Source organism: Lentilactobacillus hilgardii, assembly GCF_009832765.1.
GTDB classification, from domain to species: domain Bacteria; phylum Bacillota; class Bacilli; order Lactobacillales; family Lactobacillaceae; genus Lentilactobacillus; species Lentilactobacillus hilgardii.
Window position 1 is genome coordinate 1,534,452 of record NZ_CP047121.1, and the last position, 25,272, is coordinate 1,559,723.

General features: G+C 39.2%; 20 protein-coding genes. 18 read left to right on the forward strand and 2 right to left on the reverse strand.

What is annotated here, in order from left to right; genetic code table 11:
- The first annotated feature begins 73 nt into the window (after positions 1-73).
- From GQR93_RS07180 to lepA, 14 genes are all read left to right on the forward strand, one after another.
- On the forward strand, positions 74-4,390 hold the full coding sequence (locus GQR93_RS07180; protein WP_003553800.1) for a PolC-type DNA polymerase III: 4,317 nt from the start codon (positions 74-76) through the stop codon (positions 4,388-4,390).
- Positions 4,391-4,586: 196 nt separating this feature from the next.
- Positions 4,587-5,060, forward strand: coding sequence for a ribosome maturation factor RimP (gene rimP, locus GQR93_RS07185; RefSeq protein WP_003553802.1), 474 nt, complete (start codon positions 4,587-4,589; stop codon positions 5,058-5,060).
- 17 nt (positions 5,061-5,077) lie between these two features.
- Positions 5,078-6,412, forward strand: a complete 1,335-nt coding sequence (nusA, locus tag GQR93_RS07190) for a transcription termination factor NusA (RefSeq protein ID WP_003553804.1) — start codon at positions 5,078-5,080, stop codon at positions 6,410-6,412.
- A 19-nt stretch (positions 6,413-6,431) separates the two neighbouring features.
- A complete protein-coding gene (rnpM, locus tag GQR93_RS07195) occupies positions 6,432-6,731 on the forward strand; it encodes an RNase P modulator RnpM (protein WP_003553805.1) in 300 nt (99 codons plus the stop codon).
- On the forward strand, positions 6,721-7,038 hold the full coding sequence (locus tag GQR93_RS07200; protein ID WP_003553807.1) for a L7Ae/L30e/S12e/Gadd45 family ribosomal protein: 318 nt from the start codon (positions 6,721-6,723) through the stop codon (positions 7,036-7,038). Before rnpM ends, GQR93_RS07200 begins: the two co-directional genes overlap by 11 nt.
- Positions 7,039-7,042: 4 nt before the next feature.
- Entirely contained in the window at positions 7,043-9,559 is a 2,517-nt protein-coding gene (gene infB / locus GQR93_RS07205) for a translation initiation factor IF-2 (RefSeq protein ID WP_035444752.1), read from the forward strand.
- 67 nt (positions 9,560-9,626) lie between these two features.
- Positions 9,627-9,977: a 30S ribosome-binding factor RbfA gene (gene rbfA, locus GQR93_RS07210; RefSeq protein WP_003553813.1), complete on the forward strand. Its 351-nt coding sequence runs from the start codon at positions 9,627-9,629 to the stop codon at positions 9,975-9,977.
- 96 nt (positions 9,978-10,073) lie between these two features.
- Positions 10,074-10,985, forward strand: a complete 912-nt coding sequence (truB, locus tag GQR93_RS07215; RefSeq protein WP_003553815.1) for a tRNA pseudouridine(55) synthase TruB — start codon at positions 10,074-10,076, stop codon at positions 10,983-10,985.
- Positions 10,986-11,002: 17 nt separating this feature from the next.
- The gene (gene ribF / locus GQR93_RS07220; RefSeq protein ID WP_003553817.1) at positions 11,003-11,959 is read left to right on the forward strand and encodes a riboflavin biosynthesis protein RibF; all 957 of its coding nucleotides are present in this window, start codon (positions 11,003-11,005) and stop codon (positions 11,957-11,959) included.
- 125 nt (positions 11,960-12,084) lie between these two features.
- Positions 12,085-13,122 carry a heat-inducible transcriptional repressor HrcA gene (gene hrcA / locus GQR93_RS07225; protein ID WP_003553820.1) on the forward strand — a complete coding sequence of 346 codons (1,038 nt, stop codon included), beginning with the start codon at positions 12,085-12,087 and terminating at the stop codon, positions 13,120-13,122.
- 18 nt (positions 13,123-13,140) lie between these two features.
- On the forward strand, positions 13,141-13,761 hold the full coding sequence (grpE, locus tag GQR93_RS07230; protein WP_003553822.1) for a nucleotide exchange factor GrpE: 621 nt from the start codon (positions 13,141-13,143) through the stop codon (positions 13,759-13,761).
- Positions 13,762-13,787: 26 nt separating this feature from the next.
- Positions 13,788-15,674 (forward strand): molecular chaperone DnaK, encoded by a 1,887-nt coding sequence (gene dnaK, locus GQR93_RS07235; RefSeq protein ID WP_003553824.1) that lies wholly within the window; start codon positions 13,788-13,790, stop codon positions 15,672-15,674.
- Between the two features lie 107 nt (positions 15,675-15,781).
- Positions 15,782-16,927, forward strand: coding sequence for a molecular chaperone DnaJ (gene dnaJ, locus GQR93_RS07240; protein WP_003553826.1), 1,146 nt, complete (start codon positions 15,782-15,784; stop codon positions 16,925-16,927).
- 210 nt (positions 16,928-17,137) lie between these two features.
- Positions 17,138-18,976 (forward strand): translation elongation factor 4, encoded by a 1,839-nt coding sequence (lepA, locus tag GQR93_RS07245; RefSeq protein ID WP_003553828.1) that lies wholly within the window; start codon positions 17,138-17,140, stop codon positions 18,974-18,976.
- Between the two features lie 373 nt (positions 18,977-19,349).
- On the opposite strand, the gene GQR93_RS07250 is transcribed toward lepA, so the two are convergent.
- Entirely contained in the window at positions 19,350-19,784 is a 435-nt protein-coding gene (locus GQR93_RS07250; protein ID WP_003553830.1) for a hypothetical protein, read from the reverse strand.
- Positions 19,785-20,117: 333 nt separating this feature from the next.
- Positions 20,118-20,540 (reverse strand): hypothetical protein, encoded by a 423-nt coding sequence (locus GQR93_RS07255; protein ID WP_003553832.1) that lies wholly within the window; start codon positions 20,538-20,540, stop codon positions 20,118-20,120.
- A gap of 252 nt (positions 20,541-20,792) precedes the next feature.
- On the opposite strand from GQR93_RS07255, the gene GQR93_RS07260 reads away from it, so the two are divergent.
- The 4 genes from GQR93_RS07260 to GQR93_RS07275 all read left to right on the forward strand — a co-directional run bounded on the left by GQR93_RS07260 (position 20,793) and on the right by GQR93_RS07275 (position 25,266).
- Entirely contained in the window at positions 20,793-21,140 is a 348-nt protein-coding gene (locus GQR93_RS07260) for a hypothetical protein (RefSeq protein WP_003553836.1), read from the forward strand.
- Between the two features lie 49 nt (positions 21,141-21,189).
- Positions 21,190-22,152, forward strand: coding sequence for a 50S ribosomal protein L11 methyltransferase (prmA, locus tag GQR93_RS07265; RefSeq protein ID WP_003553838.1), 963 nt, complete (start codon positions 21,190-21,192; stop codon positions 22,150-22,152).
- Positions 22,152-22,898, forward strand: a complete 747-nt coding sequence (locus GQR93_RS07270) for a 16S rRNA (uracil(1498)-N(3))-methyltransferase (protein ID WP_159298733.1) — start codon at positions 22,152-22,154, stop codon at positions 22,896-22,898. Before prmA ends, GQR93_RS07270 begins: the two co-directional genes overlap by 1 nt.
- 136 nt (positions 22,899-23,034) lie before the next feature.
- Positions 23,035-25,266: a RelA/SpoT family protein gene (locus GQR93_RS07275; protein WP_003553842.1), complete on the forward strand. Its 2,232-nt coding sequence runs from the start codon at positions 23,035-23,037 to the stop codon at positions 25,264-25,266.
- Positions 25,267-25,272 lie beyond the last annotated feature (6 nt).

Below are 25,272 nucleotides of genomic sequence, written 5' to 3' on the forward strand. Positions count from 1 at the left end.
GAGAAGGTGAGATCGAAAGTTGTTTTTGTTCTCAGCTTCTTTTTGCACTAAATGAGGAGGGTGCTCTTTGAGTTTGGATCAAAATGCTTTATTTGAAAAGTTGTTGGAGCAGCTTCAATGGGAAGAGGCGAAAAGCTCGCCTTTCTTTCAGGGCGCAAAAATTGACCGTTTAGAGGTTCATGAACAAAGTCTTCGGTGGCAATTTGATGTTTCTGTTCCCCGAATTTTGCCTTTTGAGGTATTTAACGATTTTAACGCCCGTTTACAGTCTTCTTTTCAAGAGATTGCGAAAGTATCACTGAATATTACACCGGCTAACGATCACTTCAACGAACAATTGTTACGACAATATTGGCAATGGATAGTTGTTAATAGTGGTGTAACATCTCCCTTAATTCAGGAACTTTGTGAGGACCGAGCTCCTTCAATTGTTGATTCAAGAGTCGAATTTATGGCCGAAAATGAAATTGTCAAGAATTTCATGACTAATACGGCACTTGGACCAATTGAAGAAATGTATCAAAAAGCCGGCTTTCCCAATTTCACAATTCACACAATTGTTGACGAAACGTCTTCTCAAAAGAATATTGAAGCACTTAAGAAAAAAAATGAAGTTCAAAATGCGGAATTAGTCAAAAAAGCCAATGCTGCGATTAAAGAAAATGCCAAAAAACGAGCAAACCACCCAGGAGCCACCTCAGGCTCTGCCATCATAGGTAAGAAAATAAGTGGCGATGCGCCAATTATGAAGATGGAAGATATCATTGAGGAAGAGCGTTCGGCGGTTGTTTCGGGATATGTTTTTAACAAAGAAGTCAGATCCTTAAGATCAGGTCGACAGTTGCTAATGTTAAAGATCACTGACTATACATCATCAATTCAAGTTAAAAAGTTTTCTAATCGTGGTGAAGAAGCCTTATTTGATGAAATCAATGAAGGCGATTGGGTGAAAGTCCGTGGGAGTATACAAGAAGATAATTATTCTCATGAGCTAACCTTAAATGCCTATGATATTAATCCTGTTAAAAAAATTAGTCGAAAAGATACGGCTCCTGAAGGAGAAAAAAGAGTTGAATTACATTTGCACACATCGATGAGTCAAATGGATGCAACTAATAATATTGCTGATTATGCAAAGCAGGCAAAGGCATGGGGTCATCCGGCACTGGCAATCACAGATCATGCAGCCGTTCAAGGTTTCCCTGATGCGTTTCATGCCGGTCAAAAGAATGATCTTAAAATGCTATACGGTGTCGAAATTAATTTGGTAGATGATGGCGTACCTATCACTTATAATGATAAACATATTCCTTTAAAAGATGCGACTTACGTGGTATTTGATACTGAGACGACCGGTCTTTCAGCTATTTATGATCGAGTGATTGAATTATCAGCCGTCAAAATGAAAAATAGCAACGTTATCGATCAATTTGAAGAGTTTATCGATCCGGGATTCCATCTTTCAGAACAGACAACAAATTTAACCTCGATCACGGATGAAATGGTTCATGGTTCAAAATCCGAAGAAGAAGTATTCAAGCTGTTTAGAGACTTTTGTGAAGATGCAATCGTTGTTGGTCATAATGTAACGTTTGATATTGGGTTTATGAACACCGGCTATGTTCGTCATGGGATGCCAGAAATAAAGAATCCAATTATTGATACATTGACACTGGCACGTTTCCTATATCCCAATATGCGGGGATATCGGTTAAATACATTAGCCAAGAAATTTGATGTGAATCTTGAGCATCACCATCGAGCAATTTATGATGCTGAGACAACCGGACATTTGAACTATTTATTTTTAAAAGATGCAGAAGATCGGTATGGCATTGTCTATCATGATGAGTTAAATGATCACATGACTGAAAATGATGCTTACAAGCATGCCCGTCCCTCGCATGCGGTCATTATCGCTAAAAATCAAGTTGGTTTGAAAAACATGTTCAAAATTGTCTCCCTTTCTAACGTTGATTATTTCTTTAGGGTTCCCAGAGTACCACGTACACAATTAGAGAAGTTTCGCGAAGGTATTATTGTTGGGTCCGCTTGCTCTTCAGGCGAGGTTTTCACCGCAATGATGCAAAAAGGAATGGATGAAGCCCGAAAAAAGGCGGGGTTTTATGATTACTTGGAAGTTCAACCTAAACGGGCGTATGCACCGCTAATTGAAAGCCATCTCATTTCCGATGAGGCAAATCTTGAAGAAATTTTAACTAATATTGTTAAATTAGGTGATGAGTTAAAGAAGCCAGTCGTTGCAACAGGCGATGTTCATTATCTTAATCCGCAAGATTACATTTATCGTAAAATTTTGATCAACTCTCAAGGTGGTGCCAACCCGCTTAACCGTCAAGAATTACCAGATCTACACTTTTTAACTACAAATGAAATGTTGGATGATTTTGCGTTCTTAGGTGCAGAAAAGGCTAAGGAAATTGTTGTCACAAATACCAATCGGATTGCCGATGATATAGATGATGTTCATCCCCTAAAGGATCGTCTCTATACGCCAAAAATGGAAGGCTCAGAAGATGAAATTAAAGAGCGAACCATGACGACAGCACACCAATGGTATGGAGATCCCTTGCCTAAGATTGTTGACGACCGGTTGACGACAGAGCTTAAAAGTATTATTGGGAATGGATTCTCAGTTATTTATTTGATTGCTCAACGATTGGTTGCGAAAAGTAACAAAGACGGTTACTTGGTTGGATCTCGTGGATCAGTTGGGTCTAGTCTGGTAGCAACATTAACTGGAATCACCGAAGTTAACCCGTTGCCACCACACTATCGATGTCCTAATTGCCAACACACAGAGTTCTTTACGAAGGGTGAATATAGCTCAGGATATGACCTGCCAAGAAAAAAATGCCCCGAATGTGGTACTCAGATGATCGGGGACGGTCATAATATTCCATTCGAAACTTTCTTGGGATTTACTGGAAATAAGGTTCCTGATATTGATTTGAACTTTTCTGGCGATTATCAACCAATTGCCCATAACTATACGAAGGTTTTATTTGGTGAAAAAAATGTATTTCGTGCCGGAACAATTGGAACGGTCGCAGATAAAACAGCATATGGTTATGTGAAAGCCTATGAACGTGATAAAGGTACAACTTATAGACAAGCAGAGGAAGACAGACTAGCAAAGGGTGCTACAGGTGTTAAACGAACTACCGGGCAACATCCTGCCGGCATCATTGTTGTTCCTGCTGATATGGATATCTATGATTTTACGCCAATTCAATATCCTGCTGATGATCAGACTGCTGCTTGGAAGACAACCCATTTTGATTTCCATTCTATTCATGATAATATTTTAAAAATTGATATTCTTGGGCATGATGATCCGACTATGATTCGGATGCTTCAAGATCTATCGGGAATTAATCCAAAATCAATTCCAATGGATGATCCAGGTGTGATGTCGATCTTTTCAAGTCCAAAGATTTTAGGCGTTTCTGAAGAACAAATTCAATCAAAAACCGGTACATTGGGTGTGCCGGAATTTGGAACCCGATTTGTTCGAGGAATGCTTGAACAAACTCACCCAAGCAATTATTCCGAACTTCTTCAAATATCCGGTCTGTCTCATGGAACCGATGTTTGGCTTGGAAATGCTGATGAGTTAATTAAGAATGGTACAGCCACTATTGCAAACGTGATTGGATGCCGTGACAACATTATGACGGATTTAATTCAATGGGGATTAGATTCTGAATTGTCGTTTCAAATTATGGAAAGTGTTCGTCATGGACGTGGTATACCTGATGATTGGCAAGAAGAAATGCGTAAAGCGAAGATCCCAGAGTGGTATATTGATTCTTGCTTAAAAATTAAGTACATGTTCCCAAGAGCCCACGCAGCGGCATATATCTTGATGGCATTGAGGATTGCTTACTTTAAGGTTTACTTTCCATTAATTTACTATGCTGCCTATTTCTCGGTTCGTGCCGATGATTTTGATATTGTTTCAATGTGTCGTGGTAAAGATGCTGTTAAGAATGCCATGAAACAGATTAACGATAAAGGCATGGAAGCTTCAACCAAGGAAAAGAATTTGTTAACAGTTCTTGAACTGGCTAATGAAATGTTGGAACGCGGTTATGTCTTTAAAATGGTAGATCTAAAGAAATCAGCTGCCAATCAGTGGTTGATTGATGGCAATAACCTCATTGCACCATTTAATTCTGTGCCAGGGTTGGGACTTAACGTTGCTAAACAAATCGTAGCTGCTCGGGAAGACAAACCGTTCATTTCAAAAGAGGATTTATCAAAACGCGGTAAGGTTTCAAAAACGTTGATTGATTTTATGACCGAAAACCATGTTTTGGATGGATTACCAGATGAAAATCAATTGAGTTTATTTGACATGATGTAAACGAATCAACTTATTATCGGTTGTCTAAGTCATGTAGGACGATTATCGAGTATGGGTTGCAATTCAACAGTATTGGTCACGATAAACCATTTGTATAAACAAAGAACGTATGTTATACTGTATTTACTAAATAACTTGTAAGGAGTGAGCAGAAATGCTCGCTCTTTTTAATGGATAATTTTAGGAGGCCTATTTTTTGAGCAATGTCGTTGAAACGGTCAAACAAGTTGTGAAGCCGATTTTAGATAAACATACTTTTTATTTATTTGATGTTGAATTTGTTAAAGAAAATAAAAGTTGGTATTTACGTGTGTATATTGATAAAAAAGGTGGCATCACAATTGATGACTGCGTTTTGGTAAGTGACGAACTGAGTGAAAAACTCGATGAAATGGATCCAGACCCCATTCCGCAGCAATATTTTTTGGAAGTTTCTTCTCCGGGCGCTGAACGTCCCTTAAGAAATGATGAAGAGCTTCAGCAAGCAGTGGGAGAATATATTCATATTTCCTTGTACCAAAATTTGAATGGACAGAAAGCTTTTGAAGGATTTCTTCGTTCTGTAACTTCAGATGAACTTGTTTTGCAAAATGACAAGTGGGGCAAGAATGATACCATAAACATTCCAAGAAACCTGATTGCCAAATCACGACTTGCAATCCAATTTTAGGTAAAGGAGACTTAATAATGAGTAAAGAACTTTTAGGAGCTTTGTCAGCTCTTGAAGAAGAGAAGGGAATCAAAAAAGAGGTCGTTATCGAGGCCATGCAGGCGGCTTTGGTTTCTGCATATAAGCGAAACTATGGTCAAGCACAAAACGTTGAAGTTTCTTTTGATGGAACCAAAGGCGAAATGCATGTGTATTCTGTTAAAACCGTTGTTGAAACCGTGACTGATGATCAGATGCAGGTTTCATTGGATGATGCTTTACAGATTAATAAAGGGTACGAAATAGGGGATGACATTAAATTCGAAGTGACCCCTAAAAACTTTGGACGAATTGCTGCTCAAACAGCAAAGCAAGTGATTATGCAACGGGTTCGCGAAGCTGAACGTGAAAATATTTTTGATGAATATTCAAAATATGAAGACGATTTAGTGACAGGGACTGTTGAGCGTCAGGATACTCGTTTTGTCTATATTAATTTGGATAAAGTCGAAGCTGTTATGGGCCCTCGTGATCAGATGCCTAATGAGGTTTATCGCCCTCAAGAACGTATAAAAGTTTATGTTACAAGGGTTGAAAACGCAACCAAGGGACCCCAAGTTTTTGTCAGCCGAACAGATCCAGGGATGCTTAAACGGCTCTTTGAACAAGAAGTTCCTGAGATTTATGATGGAACAGTTGAGATTGTGTCGATTGCTCGTGAGGCGGGGGATCGTGCAAAAGTTGCTGTTCGATCTAATAATTCGGATATTGATCCTGTCGGAACTGCTGTTGGTCCTAAAGGCCAGCGAGTTCAGACAATTGTTAACGAACTGCATGGTGAAAATATGGATATTGTTGAGTGGGACGAGGATGATGCACGATACATTGCTAATGCATTAAATCCTGCCGAAGTTATCGACGTTATTTTTGACGATGATAACGATCGTGCCTGCACCGTGATTGTCCCTGATTATCAGTTGTCACTGGCCATTGGCAAACGTGGTCAAAATGCTCGTTTAGCTGCAAAATTGACTGGTTTTAAGATTGATATCAAATCTGAAACGGAAGCTAAAGAGTTCCTTGCTGAAAGAAAGCAAAAAGCACAGCAGGTGGAAAACGAAGATGAAGGTACAACAGATGAATCAGAAACTGCTGAACCGGACCAAGAGACTTCTGACGACACTCTCGGCGAGTCTGTTGACACTGACAGTCAAGAAGTTCAAACTGAATCCGATGAGGATGTTGAAGCAGATGCTCAAGATGATCAATCAGATAATGTTGAAAAACAAAGTGAGCATATAGATGATGCCGATTCTTCTGATCATACAGAAGATACTTCATCGGATGAGAACCCATCTTCAAATCAAGATTAACTCTTAGGAGGCGATCATTATGAAAAAAAGAAAAATCCCAATGCGTAAAGATATCGTCACTGGCGAAATGGCTCCCAAAAAGGAGTTGGTGAGAATCGTTCGTGACTCCGAGGGCAACGTTTCAATAGATGAAACAGGAAAAAAGTCAGGCCGGGGTGCTTATATCTCTATTAATGTAGATATTGCCAAAAAGGCTAAAGAAGAGCATGTGTTCGAAAAAGTATTTTCAACTCAAATTGACGGTGACTTTTACGATGATCTGATCGCGTATGTTGATCATAAGCAGGCTCGAAAAGAGTTGTTTGAGAATGGAAAATAATCAAGCAATCCTTAATTTTCTCGGAATTGCCAAGCGAGCAAACAAGATTGTATCCGGTGAGAATACGCTTTTATCTGAAATAAGAAACGGAAAGGTCCATTTCTTATTTATTGCATCGGATACCGGACCGTCTACAAGCAAGAAATTTCTTGATAAGTCAAATTACTATCACGTATCTGTCAATACAATGTACACTAAAGAGGTATTAAGTAACGCTATCGGAATGAAAAGAACCATTATCGGAATTAAAGACCAGGGAATTTCAAAAAAAATGATTGAATTAACAAATAGGATAAAGGGAGAGTGATTATATGGGGAAAAAGCGAATTTATGAATTAGCCAAAGAACTCAACATCTCCAGTAAAAAAATTATCGATGAGGCCAGCAAACGTGGTGTTGCTGTGAAAAACCATATGTCAACAGTTGATGCAAATCAAGAAAAACAAATTCGACAATTATTCAAAAAAAATGGTACTTCAGATAGAACACAAAACAGTCAAAGCAGCCATTCATCGGTAAGTAATGGTCGTCATACAACTCAATCCGATCGCCATAGCCATAATGCCCAGCAGGGTCAACGTTCGGAACGTTCAAATCAAACTAATCATTCTCAGGGTGAAAGTCGGAGCCAACGTGCCAATAATCATTCAGAGAATAAAAATAGTTCTTCTCAAGGAAAACGAGAGACAACCCATAATAGTGCTGGTACCAATCGTCAAAGCAGTCAAAATAATCATAGTAACAATCGTAGTCGCACTCAACGAAATAATGATTCTGGTACGCGCTCCAATAATACACAGTCTAGAACTAATAATACTGCACACACTAGTTCAGCGACTAATACAAGCAACAGTAATAGCACCAGTCGTCAGAGTCGCCCAAGTACCAATAATGCAAATCATCGCAATACTGGCAGTGGCCGGTTTGGCGGTAGCTTAAATCGCCGTAATAATAGTGGTGGTTCGAGAAAAGCTAATAAAAAACGCAATAAGAAGCAGCGTAAGCAACAAAACCAACGACTTCGTCAAGTCGAGCATCACGGGGCTCCAGAACGAAAAGCACGTCCGTTACCAACGGTTCTTGAGTACGAAGATGGTATGAATGCACAAGATCTTGGTAAAATTATGCATCGTGAGCCGGCTGAAATTGTTAAGAAGTTGTTCATGTTAGGTGTTATGGTTAACCAGAACCAGTCTTTGGATAAAGATACAATTGAAATTCTGGCTGCTGATTATGGGATTGAAGCCAAAGAAAAGATTCATGAGGATTTATCCAACCTTGATGAAATCTTTGAAAAAGAAATGAAGAATGCAAAGCATTTAGTTTCACGTCCACCAGTTGTCACAATCATGGGGCACGTTGATCATGGTAAGACAACTTTGCTGGATCATTTGCGTCATTCTCATATTACTGCCGGTGAAGCTGGTGGCATTACCCAGGCAATTGGTGCTTATCAAGTCCGTCATGGCGATAACATCATTACATTCCTTGATACACCTGGTCATGCGGCCTTCACTGAAATGAGAGCTCGTGGTGCTAATATCACTGATATCACAGTTTTAGTGGTTGCAGCTGATGACGGTGTCATGCCCCAAACAATCGAGGCGATTAACCATGCCCGTGCAGCCGAAACACCGATTATTGTCGCAATTAATAAAATTGATAAACCCGATGCTAATCCTGAACATGTAACGGAACAGTTGAGTAAATACAATTTAATCCCCGAAGACTGGGGTGGCGACACCATTTTTGTTGATATTTCGGCTAAATTTGGTAAGAATATCGACGAATTGCTCGACATGATCATTCTTGAATCGGAAATGCTTGAATTAAAAGCAGATCCTGATCAACCTGCTGTTGGTTCCGTTATTGAAGCCCGTCTTGATCAAGGACAGGGACCTGTCGCAACGTTACTTGTTCAACAAGGAACGTTGAAAGTCGGGGATCCTATTGTTGTTGGCAACACATTTGGACGAGTGAGAACAATGACTAACGAACGTGGTCGAGATCTTAAAAAAGTGACACCATCAATGCCGGTATCAATTACCGGATTGAACGATGTTCCTGAAGCAGGAGATCGATTCGTTGTCTTTTCAGATGAAAAAACTGCACGTTCTGTTGGTGAAGAACGAGCTGAAGAAGCACAGATTCAAGAACGTCGAAAGACCAACCGGGTTACGCTTGATAACTTGTTTGATTCCCTTGAAGAAGGTGAAATGAAGGAAGTTGATATCGTCATCAAGGCTGATGTTCAAGGATCTGTTGAAGCTTTGGCAAACAGTCTTAAGAAAATTGAGGTAAAGGGTGTTAAAGTCAACATCATCCATTCTGGTGTTGGTGCCATCAACGAAAGCGATGTTGCTTTAGCTGAAGCAAGTAACGCGATTATTATTGGATTTAACGTTCGTCCAACACCTCAAGCCAAGTCACAAGCAGATAGTGATCATGTTGATATTCGTCTCCATCAAGTTATTTACAATGCAATTGATGAAGTTGAATCAGCCATGAAGGGTATGCTTGCACCAACTTATAAGGAAGAAGTTACAGGTGAAGTAGAAGTTCGTGAGATTTACAAAGCTTCCAAAGTTGGTACTATTGCCGGTGGTATGGTTGTTGACGGTGTTGTTAACAAAGACAGTAAAGTTCGTTTAATCCGTGACGGTGTCGTTGTTTATACTGGAGAATTAAATAGTTTGAAACGTTTTAAAGATGATGTTAACCAGGTTAAACAAGGATTCGAACTCGGTCTTACAATTAAAGATTATAATGACATCAAGGTTGGCGATGTTATTGAAGCCTATATTATGAAAGAAGTTCCAGTTAAGTAGTTTAACTAAATGATTTTTTGGCAATAAAAGTTGTTATTTTATATTAAATGTTTGGAGGTGTATTTATATGGCTCATTATCGTGTTGGTCGTTTAGAGCAGGAAATCCAGCGTGAGGTAAATGATATTTTACTAAAACGAGTTCGGGACCCAAGAGTTCAGGGCGTCACATTGACGGGTGTTGAGGTAACTGGTGATTTACAGCAAGCCACCATTTATTACAGCATTCTTTCTGATGACAAGGCTGATGAGGAAACCACTGCAAAGGGACTTGAAAAGGCTACCGGATTGATTCGTGGTGAACTTGGCTCGCGTTTAAGCATTTATAAAACACCGGAAATCAAGTTTGAATTGGATACTTCTGTTCAGTATGGTGACAAAATCGATCGTCTCATTAATAAATTAAAGCGTGAAGATTAATAAATTTGATTTTTGACAAAGACTGCTTCAGCTACTAATGGCTGGGCAGTTTTTTTGTGATATACTTTTAGTAACTGAATTTTTTAGGAGAAGCCGATGGATGGAGTAATTGCATTATACAAAGAACGTGGTATGACGAGTCATGATTGTATTAGTCGACTACGGAAAATTTTACACACAAAAAAAATTGGGCATACTGGCACACTTGATCCTAATGTTGACGGTGTTTTGCCTATATGTATTGGACAAGCAACTAAAATTAGTGAACTGTTAATGGGATCCGGTAAGGTTTATCGTGGTTCAATCACGCTGGGAATGGCTTATGATACAGAAGACCTGGATGGACATTTAATTGCTACCAAGGCAATCGAAAGACCATTATCTTCTGAACAAATCGATGGTTTGTTACAAAAATTAACGGGTCATATTATGCAGGTGCCACCAATGTATTCAGCCGTTAAAATCAACGGTCATAAACTTTATGAATATGCTCGAAGAGGCGAAGTTATTCATCGAGAGCCACGTCCAATTTTTATTCAATCTTTCAAACAGACAAAAGTATCAAGTTTTGATGAAAAAAACCAGACTCAAACAATCTTTTTTGAGGTTGCCTGTTCAAAAGGAACGTATGTCAGAACATTAGCTGTCGATTTTGGAAAACTGATAAACACACCATCTGTGATGTCATCACTTACCCGAATCAAAAGCGGTGGTTTTGATATTTCGCAGTGTGTCACGTTGGAACAAGTTGACAAAGCCGCAGGCAGTGATACACTGTCTGACATTATTGAGCCATTATCAACCGCTCTTTCCGATTATCCTGCTTATCAGCTTGATGACAGTCGTTGGAAAATAATATCAAATGGCGGTTTTTTGGATCAAAGTATTTTACCTGACCGCGAACCTATTGTTAGATTGGTTTATCAGGGAGAAACAAAAGCACTCTATCAATTCGATGAACCCAAAAGAGTTTATCGACCTTTTAAGATGTTCTTGAAAAATAATTAACGAGGAGAAACTGCAAGATGGATATTACTAAGCTTCATTATCCTCTCGATGATGATTGCCAATTTAAGGATAAAACAGTGATTGCTATGGGATTTTTTGATGGTTTTCATAAAGGTCACCAAGCTGTTTTACAGCGGGCAAAAGAAGAAGCTCAAAAGCATGGTACCAAATTGGTTGTATTAACGTATGATCATCATCCGGCACTTGTTTATAAAAAAATGTCGTCACATGAAAAACGATATATTACACTGCTGGACTATAAGCTTAAGCTGTTTAAAGAATTTGGCGTTGACGAGGTATTACTGGTTAACTATTCTTATCAATTTCAAAGCCAATCACCTCAAGAGTTCATTCAGCACTTTTTAAGCCGTTTTAACCCCATAGCTGTGGTTGCAGGATTTGACCATACTTATGGCGGCGAACCAGCAGATAACATGGTGAACTTGCCAAAGTACGTCAATGGCGCATTTAAAGTTATCACAGTGCCGGCACTCAAGCAAAACAATCAAAAAGTGAGTTCTACTCAAATTCGCAATAATTTGGATAATGGGCATATTGAAAAGGTTAATCAATTGTTGGGTCGTCCCTTCCAGACCGAAGGTGTGATTGTTCACGGTGAGGAGCGCGGTCGGTTATTGGGCTATCCAACTGCTAATGTTGAGCATTCGGAGTATCAATGGCTTCCAACGATTGGCATTTATATTGTCACTGTTGAAATTGGCAGGAAAAAGTATCTGGGGATGGCATCGATAGGTAAGAATGTGACATTTTCTGATAATGGTCCAATGACTGTTGAAATTAATTTGATCGACTTTCATCAAAATATTTACGGTGAAGTCGTTAGAGTCAATTGGCTGTCACATGGGCGGGGAGAAATTAAATTTAAAACCGCTGACGATTTAGTTGAGCAACTTGATAGAGATGAGCAGGATACTCGCCATTATCTATCGGAACATCCAGATATCTTAAATTAGCACTATTAGCACTCAAACGAATTTATTGCTAAAAATCGTTGATAATCCCTTGACTTATAACACATGGTTTGTTAAATTATAAATGTGCCTTAGCACTCGAATACTATGAGTGCTAAAAAGAGGTGATGTTAGTGCTGACGGATAGGCAAAAAGATATTCTTAAAATAATCATTCGAGATTATACGAGGACGGGAATGCCAGTTGGTTCCAAGGCATTAGCTTCAGAATTTCCGACCCATGTTAGCTCCGCAACGGTTAGAAATGATATGGCTGCACTTGAATCAAAGGGCTTAATCACAAAAACACATTTTTCATCTGGAAGGGTTCCATCCATGCAAGGTTATCGTTATTATGTTGACAATCTTGTTCAACCGGATCCGCTGGATGATAGTGCAGAAGATTTAATCAAAAGTTCTTTTAACATTGAGTTTAACCGAATTGACGAAATCATTCAGGAATCTGCAAAGGTGTTATCCGATTTAACAAGTTATATGGCAGTCACTTTCAATCCTGAACCAGGAAATAATTTAAAATTGGGTGGCTTTCGACTTGTTAAACTGGATGATCGACAGGTAATGGCAATTATCGTTACTAATACTGGTCATGTGGTTGATAAGATTTTCCGATTAACGAATGTTTCTTCGGAACAGCTGGAAACCATTGTTAACATTATCAATTCAGAGTTAGTTGGCAAACCTATTTCTCAGGTTGCCGATAAATTAAGAATTGATATTCCAATGTTAATGACGAAGTATATTCAGACACCCCAGGGATTTTTGAAGATATTTGGTGAAATGCTTAGTGAAGCTGGTCGAGACAAGGTTCATGTCGACGGTAAACTTAACTTATTAAAGTTTGCGGAACGTCAAAACATTGACAGGTTGAAGCCTCTATACAATCTTTTGGACACCGAAGATACTGTTCAAAAAATTATTAATCCTGATTCCCACGATGTTCAAGTTCGAATTGGAAGCGAGCTAAGAAACGATTTGTTAAAAGATTATAGTATTATCACTGGGACCTATGATTTAAATGAGTATGGACACGGTGTTATCGCTGTTATTGGACCAACCAGGATGCCTTACTCAAAGATTATTGGAATCGTTGGTGCATTAAGAGAAGAACTAACCAAAAAGCTTTTAGGGTACTATGATGATAACTAATTTTAAGGAGGCGATTGTTTGGCAGATAAAAAGGATGATTCATTAAAATCAAATGAGCCAGCAGACGATTTGGCTTCTAAGAATGATCATGGGCACGAAAAAAAAGTTCAAGATGCAAAGGCAGCAAAAAAATCCGATTTTTCTAAAACTGAAAAGCATGATTCAGCAGACGAAGTTGTCAAGTTAAAGCAGACTGTAGTTAATTTGCAAAAAAAACTTGATGATATGGAAAACCGGTATTTAAGGGCCGAAGCTGATATAAAAAACATTCAAACTCATGCTAAGAAGGAACAGGCTGATTTGATTAAGTATGATGGTCAGCAACTGGCACATGATATTTTGCCGATCGTTGATAACCTTCAACGCGCACTTGCAGTTGAAGCAACCGACGAGAATGGTAAACAATTAAAAAAGGGCGTTTCAATGGTATTCGAGCATTTAACTAAGGCACTGTCTGATAATGGTGTTGAGGAAATTGATGCATTGAACAAACCGTTCGATCCCAAACTTCAACAAGCGATTCAAACGACGACTGCTGATGAGAAGCATCCGGCCGATACCGTGGCGCAGGTTCTGCAAAGTGGTTACCGATTAAAAGATCGGGTTCTTCGACCAGCAATGGTTGTCGTCGCAAAATAAATCTTTAAAGAAAAAGAGGATTATTTATGGCAAGTAATAAAATTATCGGTATTGATTTAGGAACAACAAACTCTGCCGTTGCTGTATTGGAAGGCAACGAACCTAAGATTATTCCAAACCCGGAAGGTTCACGTACAACACCATCTGTCGTGGCATTTAAAGATGGCAAACCTTCTGTTGGTGAAGTTGCAAAACGTCAAGAAATTACAAATCCAAATACTGTTCACTCCATTAAGAGTCATATGGGTGAACCGGGCTATACAGTTGATGTTGATGGCAAGAAGTATACGCCACAACAAATTTCAGCAATGATTCTTCAATATATTAAAGATTTTGCTGAGGATTACATTGGTGATAAAGTTGAAAATGCTGTTATTACTGTTCCAGCTTATTTCAACGATGCTCAGCGTCAAGCAACTAAAGATGCTGGTAAAATTGCAGGTTTAACTGTTAAGCGAATCATTAACGAACCTACTGCTGCAGCTTTGGCATATGGTCTTGATAAGCAAGATAAAGATGAAAAAGTGCTTGTTTACGATTTGGGTGGTGGTACTTTTGATGTTTCCATCCTTGAATTGGGCGATGGTGTCTTTCAAGTTCTTTCCACAAATGGTGATACCCATCTTGGTGGAGATGACTTTGATCAACGCGTAATGGATTGGTTAATTGACGGATTTAAGAAAGAAAACGGTGTTGACCTTTCAAAGGATAAGATGGCTCTTCAACGTTTAAAGGATGCTGCTGAAAAGGCCAAAAAAGATCTTTCCGGTGTCACTGAATCTGAAATCAGCTTGCCATTTATTTCAGCTGGTGAGAACGGACCTTTGCATTTGCAAACAACTTTGACCAGAGCTAAATTCAATGAATTAACTTCTGACTTGGTTGCAAAAACAAAGACACCGTTTGACAATGCTTTAAAAGATGCCGGTTTGCAAGTTTCAGACATTGATCAAGTTATTTTAAATGGTGGATCAACTCGAATCCCTGCTGTTCAAGAAGCAGTTAAGTCATGGACAGGTAAGGATTCCAATCATTCAATCAACCCTGATGAAGCAGTTGCTTTAGGTGCTGCTGTCCAAGGCGGTGTCATTACTGGTGATGTTAAAGACGTTGTTTTACTTGACGTTACGCCATTGTCACTTGGTATTGAAACCATGGGTGGTGTCTTCACCAAGTTAATTGATCGTAATACCACTATTCCAACTTCCAAGTCACAAGTTTTCTCAACTGCTGCTGATAATCAACCAGCCGTTGACATTCACGTATTGCAGGGTGAACGTCCAATGGCAGCAGATGATAAAACACTTGGTCAATTTCAATTAACTGATATTCCAGCTGCTCCAAGAGGTGTTCCTCAAATTGAAGTCACATTTGATATCGATAAAAACGGTATTGTTAATGTATCTGCCAAGGATAAGGGCACAGGCAAGCAACAGAAGATTACCATTAAAGATTCCTCAGGACTTTCCGATGACGAAATTAAAAAGATGATGAATGAAGCCAAGGAAAATGAGGAAGCTGATAAGAAGCGTAAGGAAACAGTTGACTTGAATAATGAAGTTGACCAATTGATCTTCCAGACTGATAAGACGCTTAAAGAAGTTAAGGGCAAGGTCTCAGATGATGAAATCAAAAAGGCTGAAGATGCTCGTGACGCACTGAAAAAAGCAAAGGAAGACAACAATGTTGATGATATGAAAGCTAAGAAAGATGATTTGAATAAGATCGTTCAAGACTTGGCAGTAAAATTGTATCAACAACAAGCTCCTAAAGATGGTCAAGGCCAATCAACTGATGGTCAACAACAGGGTAATACCGGATCATCTAATGGTGATTCATCTGACAAAGGTAACGATGATGGAACAGTCAATGGTGACTTCCATGAAGTTCACAATGACGATGATAAAAAGTAATCTTTAGAATCGTATTAGAACAAAAGTCAAGGCCAGCTGGCTTTGGCTTTTTGTTAAAATATGGTATTCTATCAAAGTATAGATTTGATTGAAGATGGGAGTTTCTAATGGCAAATAAAGATTATTATGATATCCTCGGGGTTTCGAAAGATGCCAGTGACGATGAGATCAAACATGCCTACCGTAAATTATCAAAAAAATGGCATCCAGATATTAACAAAGCTCCGGATGCAGAAGCAAAATTTAAAGAAATTAATGAAGCATATGAGACACTAAGTGATCCACAAAAACGTGCCAATTATGATCAGTACGGTTCTGCTGACGGAGCCGCTGGTGGTTTTGGCGGTGGAGCCGGAGCAGGCGGCTTTGGTAATTTTGATTCAAGCGGTTTTGGCTTTGATGATATTTTTAGCCAATTTTTTGGTAATCGTCAACAAAGTGCCGATCCTTCTGCGCCAAGACAAGGACGTGATCTTCAATACCAAATGACTATGGAATTTGAAGATGCTATTTTTGGTAAGACAACGCGAATTAAATACAATCGTGAAGCACAATGTCACACTTGTGGTGGTACCGGTGCAAAACCAGGCACATCTCCTGTGACATGTTCTCGTTGTGGTGGTCGAGGCTTTATTGTAACCGAGACTAACACACCTCTTGGAAGGATGCAGTCTCGACAAACTTGTCCGGTTTGTCATGGTACTGGTAAAGAAATTAAGGAAAAATGTCCAACTTGTGGTGGTAGTGGCCATGTTGATGAACGCCATGAAATTGAAGTTAAGGTTCCAGCTGGAATTGATGATGGCCAACAAATGAGGTTACAAGGACAAGGGGAAGCCGGGACAAACGGCGGACCTTACGGTGACCTATACATTGTTTTCCGAGTCAAACCAAGCAAAATTTTCACTCGAGACGGGTCAACGATTTACGTCGATCAACAGATTAGCTTTGCCCGGGCTGCACTTGGCGGTAAGATCAAGGTTAAAACTGTTCATGGTGATGTTGAGCTCAAAGTTCCTGCAGGTACTCAAACCGGGACTACATTCCGTCTAAAGGGAAAAGGTGCGCCAAGATTGCGTGGGAATGGAACAGGTGACGAACGTGTGACTGTTACAGTTACGACACCTAAATCCTTAAACAAAGAGCAGAAGATTGCGATGGAAGCATTCGCAAAAGCCAGTGGTGAAAACATTGGTGGTAAGGGTGCAAGTAATTTTTTTGACAAAGTAAAGGACGCTTTTGATAAGAAATAATGATGGACATAACTGATTATTTCATTAAGCGTTTATTAATCAAATAATATGTGAAGGGACTGTTGGTAAACATGCAAACTTTGCCGCAGTCCTTTCTTTGTGATTATCATAAATATTGGCAGAAAGCTTAAATTTGTTGCGACATTCCTTCTTTTTCACTAAACTAGAGGGGATAAGATATTTTTTAGACAATGAAAGTGAGAAAACAACATGGATTTGAAAAAAATGAAGGAACATCAAAAATATATTCGCAATTTTTCCATCGTTGCTCACATCGACCATGGGAAGTCGACACTTGCTGATCGAATTCTTGAGATGACCGATACAGTTGCAAAAAGGGATATGAAAAATCAATTGTTGGACAACATGGACCTGGAACGTGAACGTGGAATTACGATTAAGCTGAATGCGGTTGAATTGACCTATCATGCTAAGGATGGCCATGATTACGAATTTCATTTAATCGATACCCCGGGACACGTTGATTTTTCATATGAAGTATCTCGAAGTTTGGCAGCTTGTGAAGGAGCTGTATTAGTAGTCGATGCGGCACAAGGAGTCGAGGCACAAACTTTGGCTAACGTTTATTTAGCAATTGATGATGATCTGGAGATTGTCCCCGTTATCAATAAAATTGATTTACCATCCGCAGAACCGGAAAAGGTCCGTAAAGAAATTGAGAATGTCATTGGCATCGATGCATCTGATGCTGTTCTTGCAAGTGCAAAAAAAGGAATTGGAATTGAAGATCTTTTGGAACAGATTGTGCATAAGATTCCCGCTCCAAGTGGCGATGTTAACGGTCCACTGAAAGCTTTGGTTTTTGATTCTGTTTATGACGATTATCGTGGCGTTGTTTTGAGTGTCCGATTATTTGAGGGGACAGTGCAGCCAGGCGATAAAATTAAAATGATGAATAGCGGTAGTGAATATGAAGTGACCGAAGTTGGTGTTAATTCTCCCAATCCCGTTAAACGAGACTATTTGATGTCCGGTGATGTTGGTTATATTACGGCAAGCATTAAGGATATTACAACGACTCGTGTTGGTGATACGGTGACGAATGCGAATGACCCAGCAGAAAAAGAATTACCGGGATATCGTGAAATGCATCCAATGGTTTATGCTGGACTTTATCCAACTGATAATGCAAAGTTCGACGATTTGAGAGAAGCACTTGAGAAGTTAAAACTTAATGATGCTGCGCTTGAATTTGAACCTGAAGTATCGCAAGCTTTGGGCTTTGGCTTCCGTTGTGGTTTCTTGGGTCTGCTTCACATGGATGTGGTGCAGGAGCGGTTGGAACGTGAATTTAATCTTGATCTCATTACCACCGCACCATCGGTTACCTATGAAGCAAAGTTAACGGATGATACTGTTAAAGAGGTTGAAAACCCATCAGAAATGCCTGATAGCTCATCAATAAAACAGATCTCAGAGCCTTACGTAAAAGCGACTATTATGGTTCCAAATGATTACGTAGGTGCCGTTATGGAGCTATGTCAGCATCGTCGAGGCATTTTCGATACCATGGAGTATCTTGACGATTATAGGGTCAACGTGGTTTATCACATGCCGCTTTCTGAAATCATTTTTGATTTCTTTGACAAACTTAAATCCGGCACACATGGTTATGCATCTTTAGACTATGAAGTTGAAGATTACCGTGCAAGTGACCTGGTAAAAATTGATATTCTTTTGAATGGTGAGAAAGTTGATGCATTAAGTTTTATTTCACATCGACAATTTGCGGCAACCCGTGCCAGGGATATCGTCGGCAGGTTGAAGAATATCATCCCGCGACAAAACTTTGAAATTCCGGTTCAAGCAGCTATTGGTGCCAAGATTATTGCCAGGACCAATATCAAAGCTTATCGAAAGGATGTCACAGCTAAGCTCTATGGTGGTGACAGAACCAGACGAATGAAGTTACTTGAAAAACAGAAAGCCGGTAAGAAGAGAATGAAGGCTGTGGGAAAAGTTGATATCCCGCAGGAAGCATTCATGGCGGTTCTTCAAACCGATGAGGAAGAAAAGGGCGATAAATAAGGGCTTTGGTTCATAAAACGCATACCAAAGTGTATCGAATTATTTGGCAGGCCTTTATTGCACTCTTCGTTTAACAGATATTAGAATTGAGATTCAATTGCGAAAGTTCACCTTGTATTGTGTGGGGGTGAACTTTTTTGGATAAGCCATATCCGGGCTTTACAATGAGCATTTTTTAACACACTACCAAAAGGGACGACGCTGATTTTTGTGTATATTTAAATTGGTAGCGGCTATTCTTCGTTTGAAAACAGACGCTTTTAGCTCCTCAAAATAAAAGATCATGATTTAAGTCTTCATTACAAGACATAAAATCATGATCAACATTTAAATGAAACAGGAAACTTAAAACTGATCAGAATAATGAATGGGTCTAAAAGGTGAGTTTTGGATCTTGTTTTGCCAATCGATCATAAATTTTTTGAAGTTTTCTGATCTCTGCCGCATCGTCTAAAATATCATCAAATAGTTGTTCAATAACGGCTGTCATTGCACGATTATCATCGACTATCTGATCCTTTCGATCTTCGGTTTCTTGAGCTTCATACAACTCTTGGAGTAAATTTGTTAATCGATGACGAAAATACGAAAGTTTCGGATCATTATCATTCTTTTTCAGCAAGTGTGCGAGGCGATAATCGAAATACCGTTCCAACTTTTCGGCAGTTCCTAATGAAAGGTTATTGATGGACCGGCTATGATTTCTTAATCGCAGAATAATTGAAGAATTCACGCCAGTCAGTTGTTCAATCTTATATGCACTCGCGTTGCTGTCTAGAACAGCCTTAATTTTTTCTGATAAGTTCATTTTTTGCCCCCTCGGATGAGTTAATTAAGGATAGCGCCTTATTAAATTTACCCCTTCAGAACGTTTAATGAGATAATGTTTTTTAAATTTTAATCTTTCTTTAATTTTAGTATATGCTAATTTTCAATAACCTGTCAAAGAATTAGATTTCAATTTTCTGACCGGTCTTTTCACCCTTTAGATGAGTCCCACTGATTGATTAAAAATCAGTTAATGTCAAAATAATGAAAGGCCATCTCACAAATAGGACGTCCAATATTGAAATTTTTAAATAGGTGCTTGAAAAATGAACACTTAACTATTAAACTATATTAACTAAAAGTAGGTATTGGATCAGCCAATTCGAAGTTCAGTGATCATTTTGGTATCAATGATCGCCTTACCATCTTTATTTTGGTGGGTTTGAACACGGTCAAGCTGGTTTTGATTAATAATAAATTGATCGAAACTGGATTTAGAGGGGACTTCTAAAACTGAACGGTCATGTGATTGTTCAAAACTTAATTGATCTAAAACTAAGTTGTCAGGGATCGCTGAAAAAATATTACCGATGGCACGTAAAGCGACCTCACCGGTTTTCAAAAGTTGTGGTTTAAGAAAATCTCTGTGAAATAATTGCGACCCTTCGAAAATGGTTTCGCTGGCATGACTTTCCAGTACTGCACGATACCGAATTTCAATGGTATCGGGACGGATTTTGTTAATAAAACGTACTTTAAACAGTTCCATTTCTTTTTCAACTCCTTTATATTTCATGATAGGTAAAAGAAATGTTTAAAGCAAGTTCGAAAATCATAATAAATATAGTTGCGTTTTCACAGATATTCTATTAATATATATATTAATTCGTTTTCCGTTCGATAAATTGTTTTGTCATCTTATGATTCAATGTTCAGAACTGAGCAATTGATTTAATGATCAAAGGATACAAAACTTAAATTTAGAATTGATAATCAAATTAATAAGGCATCTAGTAGGTGATTATCTACGTGCTTTACAGTTTAGGAGGTGTTAATTATTCTTAGTCGAACAAAGCAGTATTTACGAAAAAATGGTTATTTCTATAAGAAAGAGTACATGCGTCCGTTACTGACGCCGGATAATATCTATATTTTTCGATTTGGCCGCGACCGACTGGATAATCGGCTAATTATTCGATACAGTCATAAGTGGACTGGTAGACAGCGAATAAATGAGATTGATTTGCGTCTCCATAAGCAAAAACATCCCCGGATATTTTACAGTGAGTCAGAATTGCTTCATTATTTGGAAGAACATTTATTGAGGCATGAAGCCAAAGTACAGGCTCGAGAAGCCAAAAAATCAAAAGAAGTGACGGATGGAGCATCCAAATAGGGTGCTTTTTTCGTATCATTAATAACTTAAGGATGGCAGGAGACTATTTATGCAATGGACTGAAGTTTCGATAATCACAACAAGTGAAGCGGTTGAGGCCGTTTCAAATATTTTAATGACTTATGGCGCAACAGGGGTTTCAATTGAGGATGCAAAAGATTTTGAAAAGCTATCTACCGGTATGTATGGTCACCATGGCGGCTATATTGATTTAGAAGATGTTCCACACCTTTCCAAAGGAGCGATTGTGTCTGCTTATTATCCGGAAAGCAGACACATCGATCAGCACGCTGCGGAAATTTCATCTAAGGTACAGGGGCTCACTGAATTTGGTCTTAAATCGGCACCTGGTGAGCTTAAAATAAGCCCGGTAGTAGATGAAAATTGGAAAACTGCTTGGGAAAAATACTATCATCCATTTGCCGTGACAAGATATTTAACGGTTGTACCCAGTTGGGATGACTACAAACCAAAGAATTCATTAGAACAACTCATCCGCCTTGACCCAGGGATGGCATTTGGAACGGGGACGCACCCGACCACCCAATTGTCTTTGCAGGCTTTGGAAATGGTTCTTCGTGGTGGCGAATCAATAATTGATGTTGGAACAGGTTCGGGTGTGCTAAGTATTGCTGCCAAATTAATGGGGGCAAAAAAAATTACTGCTTATGACGTTGATGATGTGGCGGTTGAGTCCGCTAAGAAAAATATGCGTCTTAATCCTCAAGCAACTGATATTCCGGTTGCCGTTAATGATTTATTGAAGGGAATTCATACCCAGGTTGACTTAGTAGTTGCCAATATCCTTGCAGAAATTATTGTCCCTTTGGTGCCTCAAGCGTATGAAAATCTGAAGCCGGGCGGTCATTTTTTAATGTCAGGAATTATCAAAGATAAATATGGTTTGATTATAAATACGCTGAATCAATTTCATTTTAAAGTGGCTCAGTCGATGAAAATGGGGGACTGGTATGCTGTCATTGCTGAAAAAACAGTCGAAGAGGATAAATAATGCAGCATTATTTTATTAATGAGAATCTAACAAACAATCAAAGGGTGATACTTCCCCTAGAAATTGGGCATCATCTTAGTAAAGTGCTTCGCGCTGAAGTAGGGAATAAGGTTCAGTTGGTTTCAGTCACCCATCTTGTTTATCTTGCAGAAATCGGGTCAATTGATGGGCGACAGGTAACAGCGACGATTCAAAAAGAACTTCACATGAATGTTGAACTACCCGTGGAAGTCACAATCGTCAGCGGCTTGTCAAAAAAGAATAAGCCTGAGTTAATTGTCCAGAAAGCAACGGAGCTTGGTGCTGATCATATCATATTTTTGCCAATGGCCCGTTCAATTGTTAAGTGGGATAAAAAAAGTGAAAAAAAGCTCAAACGGCTTAATGAGGTTGCATTAAGTGCAGCTGAACAATCACATCGAAATCTTGTCCCGACGGTTAGCTACCTACACAGTCTTTATGAGCTGACTAAACGCCCCTTCGATGTTAAACTTGTGGCGTATGAGGAAGCCGCCAAAGATGGGGAAGAGTCTAATTTGGCTCAGGCTCTGAAAGACATTCGTCCTGATACATCAATTGTGGCAGTCTTTGGTCCAGAAGGCGGTATTTCTTCCGAGGAGATTTCACTACTAACTGACCAAGCATACATTTCAGCTGGTTTGGGGCCGAGAATTTTACGAACTGAAACAGCACCAATGTACTTTTTGTCGTCCGTATCGGTCATGACGGAGCTCCTCAAAAGCTGATTTCGGTTAAAAACAATGATAGAATAATGACTATTAGAAACGATTATTTTTAAATGGCCTTAAACGCTTGTGACCGGATAACAACCGACATAGTTGCTTAACGTTCATTTTTCAATAACAGAGAAGAGTTGATAAAATGACTACTAAAATTTGGACTGCTAATGACGTTATTAAAAAGGTATCCGAGTATATGAACGATGATCATGTCAAAATGGTCAAACGAGCTTATGAGTTTGCCAAAATTGCACACAAAGACCAAATGCGTCAATCCGGAGAACCGTATATTACTCATCCGATTCAGGTAGCCGGAATCTTAGCAGACCTGCACATGGACCCAGAAACGGTCTCATCGGGGTTCTTACACGACGTAGTAGAAGACACCGGCGCCGAGCTGAGTGATGTTCAGGAGTTGTTTGGTAACGACGTCGCACTGATTGTCGATGGGGTTACCAAGCTTTCAAAAATTAAATATAAATCAAGTGAAGAACGGCTTGCTGAAAATCATCGCAAATTGCTTCTGGCCATGTGCAAAGATATTCGAGTTATGATTGTTAAATTGGCTGATCGGCTACACAATATGAGAACTTTAAAATCGTTACGGCCGGATAAGCAACGGCGGATTGCCAAAGAGACGTTGGAAATTTATGCACCGATTGCTGATCGTTTAGGTATCGGAACCATTAAATGGGAACTTGAAGATATTTCACTTCGCTATCTTAATCCACAACAATATTATCGAATTGTTCATTTAATGAATTCTCGACGGGATCAACGGGTGGACTATATTCAAAAGGCGATAAATGAAGTGAAATCGGCTATTTCAGATTTGGATATTAAAAGTGAAATCTACGGTCGGCCCAAGCACATTTATTCCGTATACAAGAAAATGGTTGATAAGCATAAGCAATTCAGTCAAATCTATGATTTATTGGCCATTCGGGTCATTGTTCAATCCATTAAAGACTGCTATGCCGTTTTAGGTGCTATTCATACAGAATGGAAACCGATGCCGGGTCGATTTAAAGACTATATTGCAATGCCGAAAGCAAACATGTATCAGTCTTTGCATACAACCGTTATCGGACCTGAAGGAAAACCACTTGAAGTTCAGATTCGAACCGAAGAAATGCATCGGGTGGCTGAATTTGGTATTGCTGCTCACTGGGCTTACAAAGAAGGCATTACGAACGGTGTCAAGGGCTCCCAAGATAATAACAAGTTGAACTGGTTTAAGCAGATTATCGAATTGCAGGAAGATACAGATGATGCTGCCGATTTTATGGATAGTGTTAAAGGCGAACTATTTGGCGATCACGTTTATGTCTTTACGCCAAAGGGGGATGTTTTTGAACTTCCTAAAGGTGCCGGTCCCTTAGATATGGCTTATATGATTCACACTGAGGTCGGTAATCATACGACAGGGGCAAAGGTAAACGGCAAAATCGTTCCTCTGGATCATCAGGTTAAAAATGGCGATATTGTTGATATTATTACGTCTACAAGCTCATCAGGCCCCAGTCGCGATTGGGTTAAAATGGTTCACACAAGACGAGCCCGAAATAAAATCAAACAATATTTCCGATTAGAAGATCGTGAAAAAAATATTGAAAATGGTCGAAATATCATTACACGAAAGTTGCGTGAAGAAGGTTTTGACGCTCACAAAATATTAACACCTGATCGACTTAACCAGGCAGCTGTTAATATGCATTATCAACGAGATGAGGACCTTTTAGCCGCAATCGGTTTTGGAGATGTTCAGCCTACAGGTGTTGTAAACCGACTTACACAAGATGTTCGAGCTAAGTTGAAACGTGAACGTCAGGATCAGGCTGAGAAAGAGGTTCTTGAAGAACATCAAACGATTTCGGAAAGTACAGAATCAACCAAGCAACACAAGAAAGCTCGAAAATCATCGAATGGCATTGTCATTGAAGGTGTTGACAATCTGCTGGTTCGACTAAGTCATTGCTGCACACCGGTTCCGGGAGACAAAATTGTCGGTTATATTACAAAGGGACGGGGCGTTTCCGTTCATAGAGTAGATTGCCCAAATATTGCCAAAGCTGAACAGGATGGACAACGATTAATTCAAGTATCCTGGGCCAATGAACCGGGAGATCGAACGATCTATTCTGCCATTCTTTCAGTTCAGGGATATAACCGGGCCGGGTTACTCACAAATATTTTAAATGCTGTTAATAATGTGACTAAAACGGTTTCCTCAGTCAACGGACAGGTAGATAATAATAAAATGGCTACAATTTCACTGTCAGTCGGTATTCGTAACTTGGAACAATTGGAACGACTTATTTCTACACTAAAAAATATTCCGGATGTTTATCTGGTAAAACGAAAATTCAGATAAGGAGCC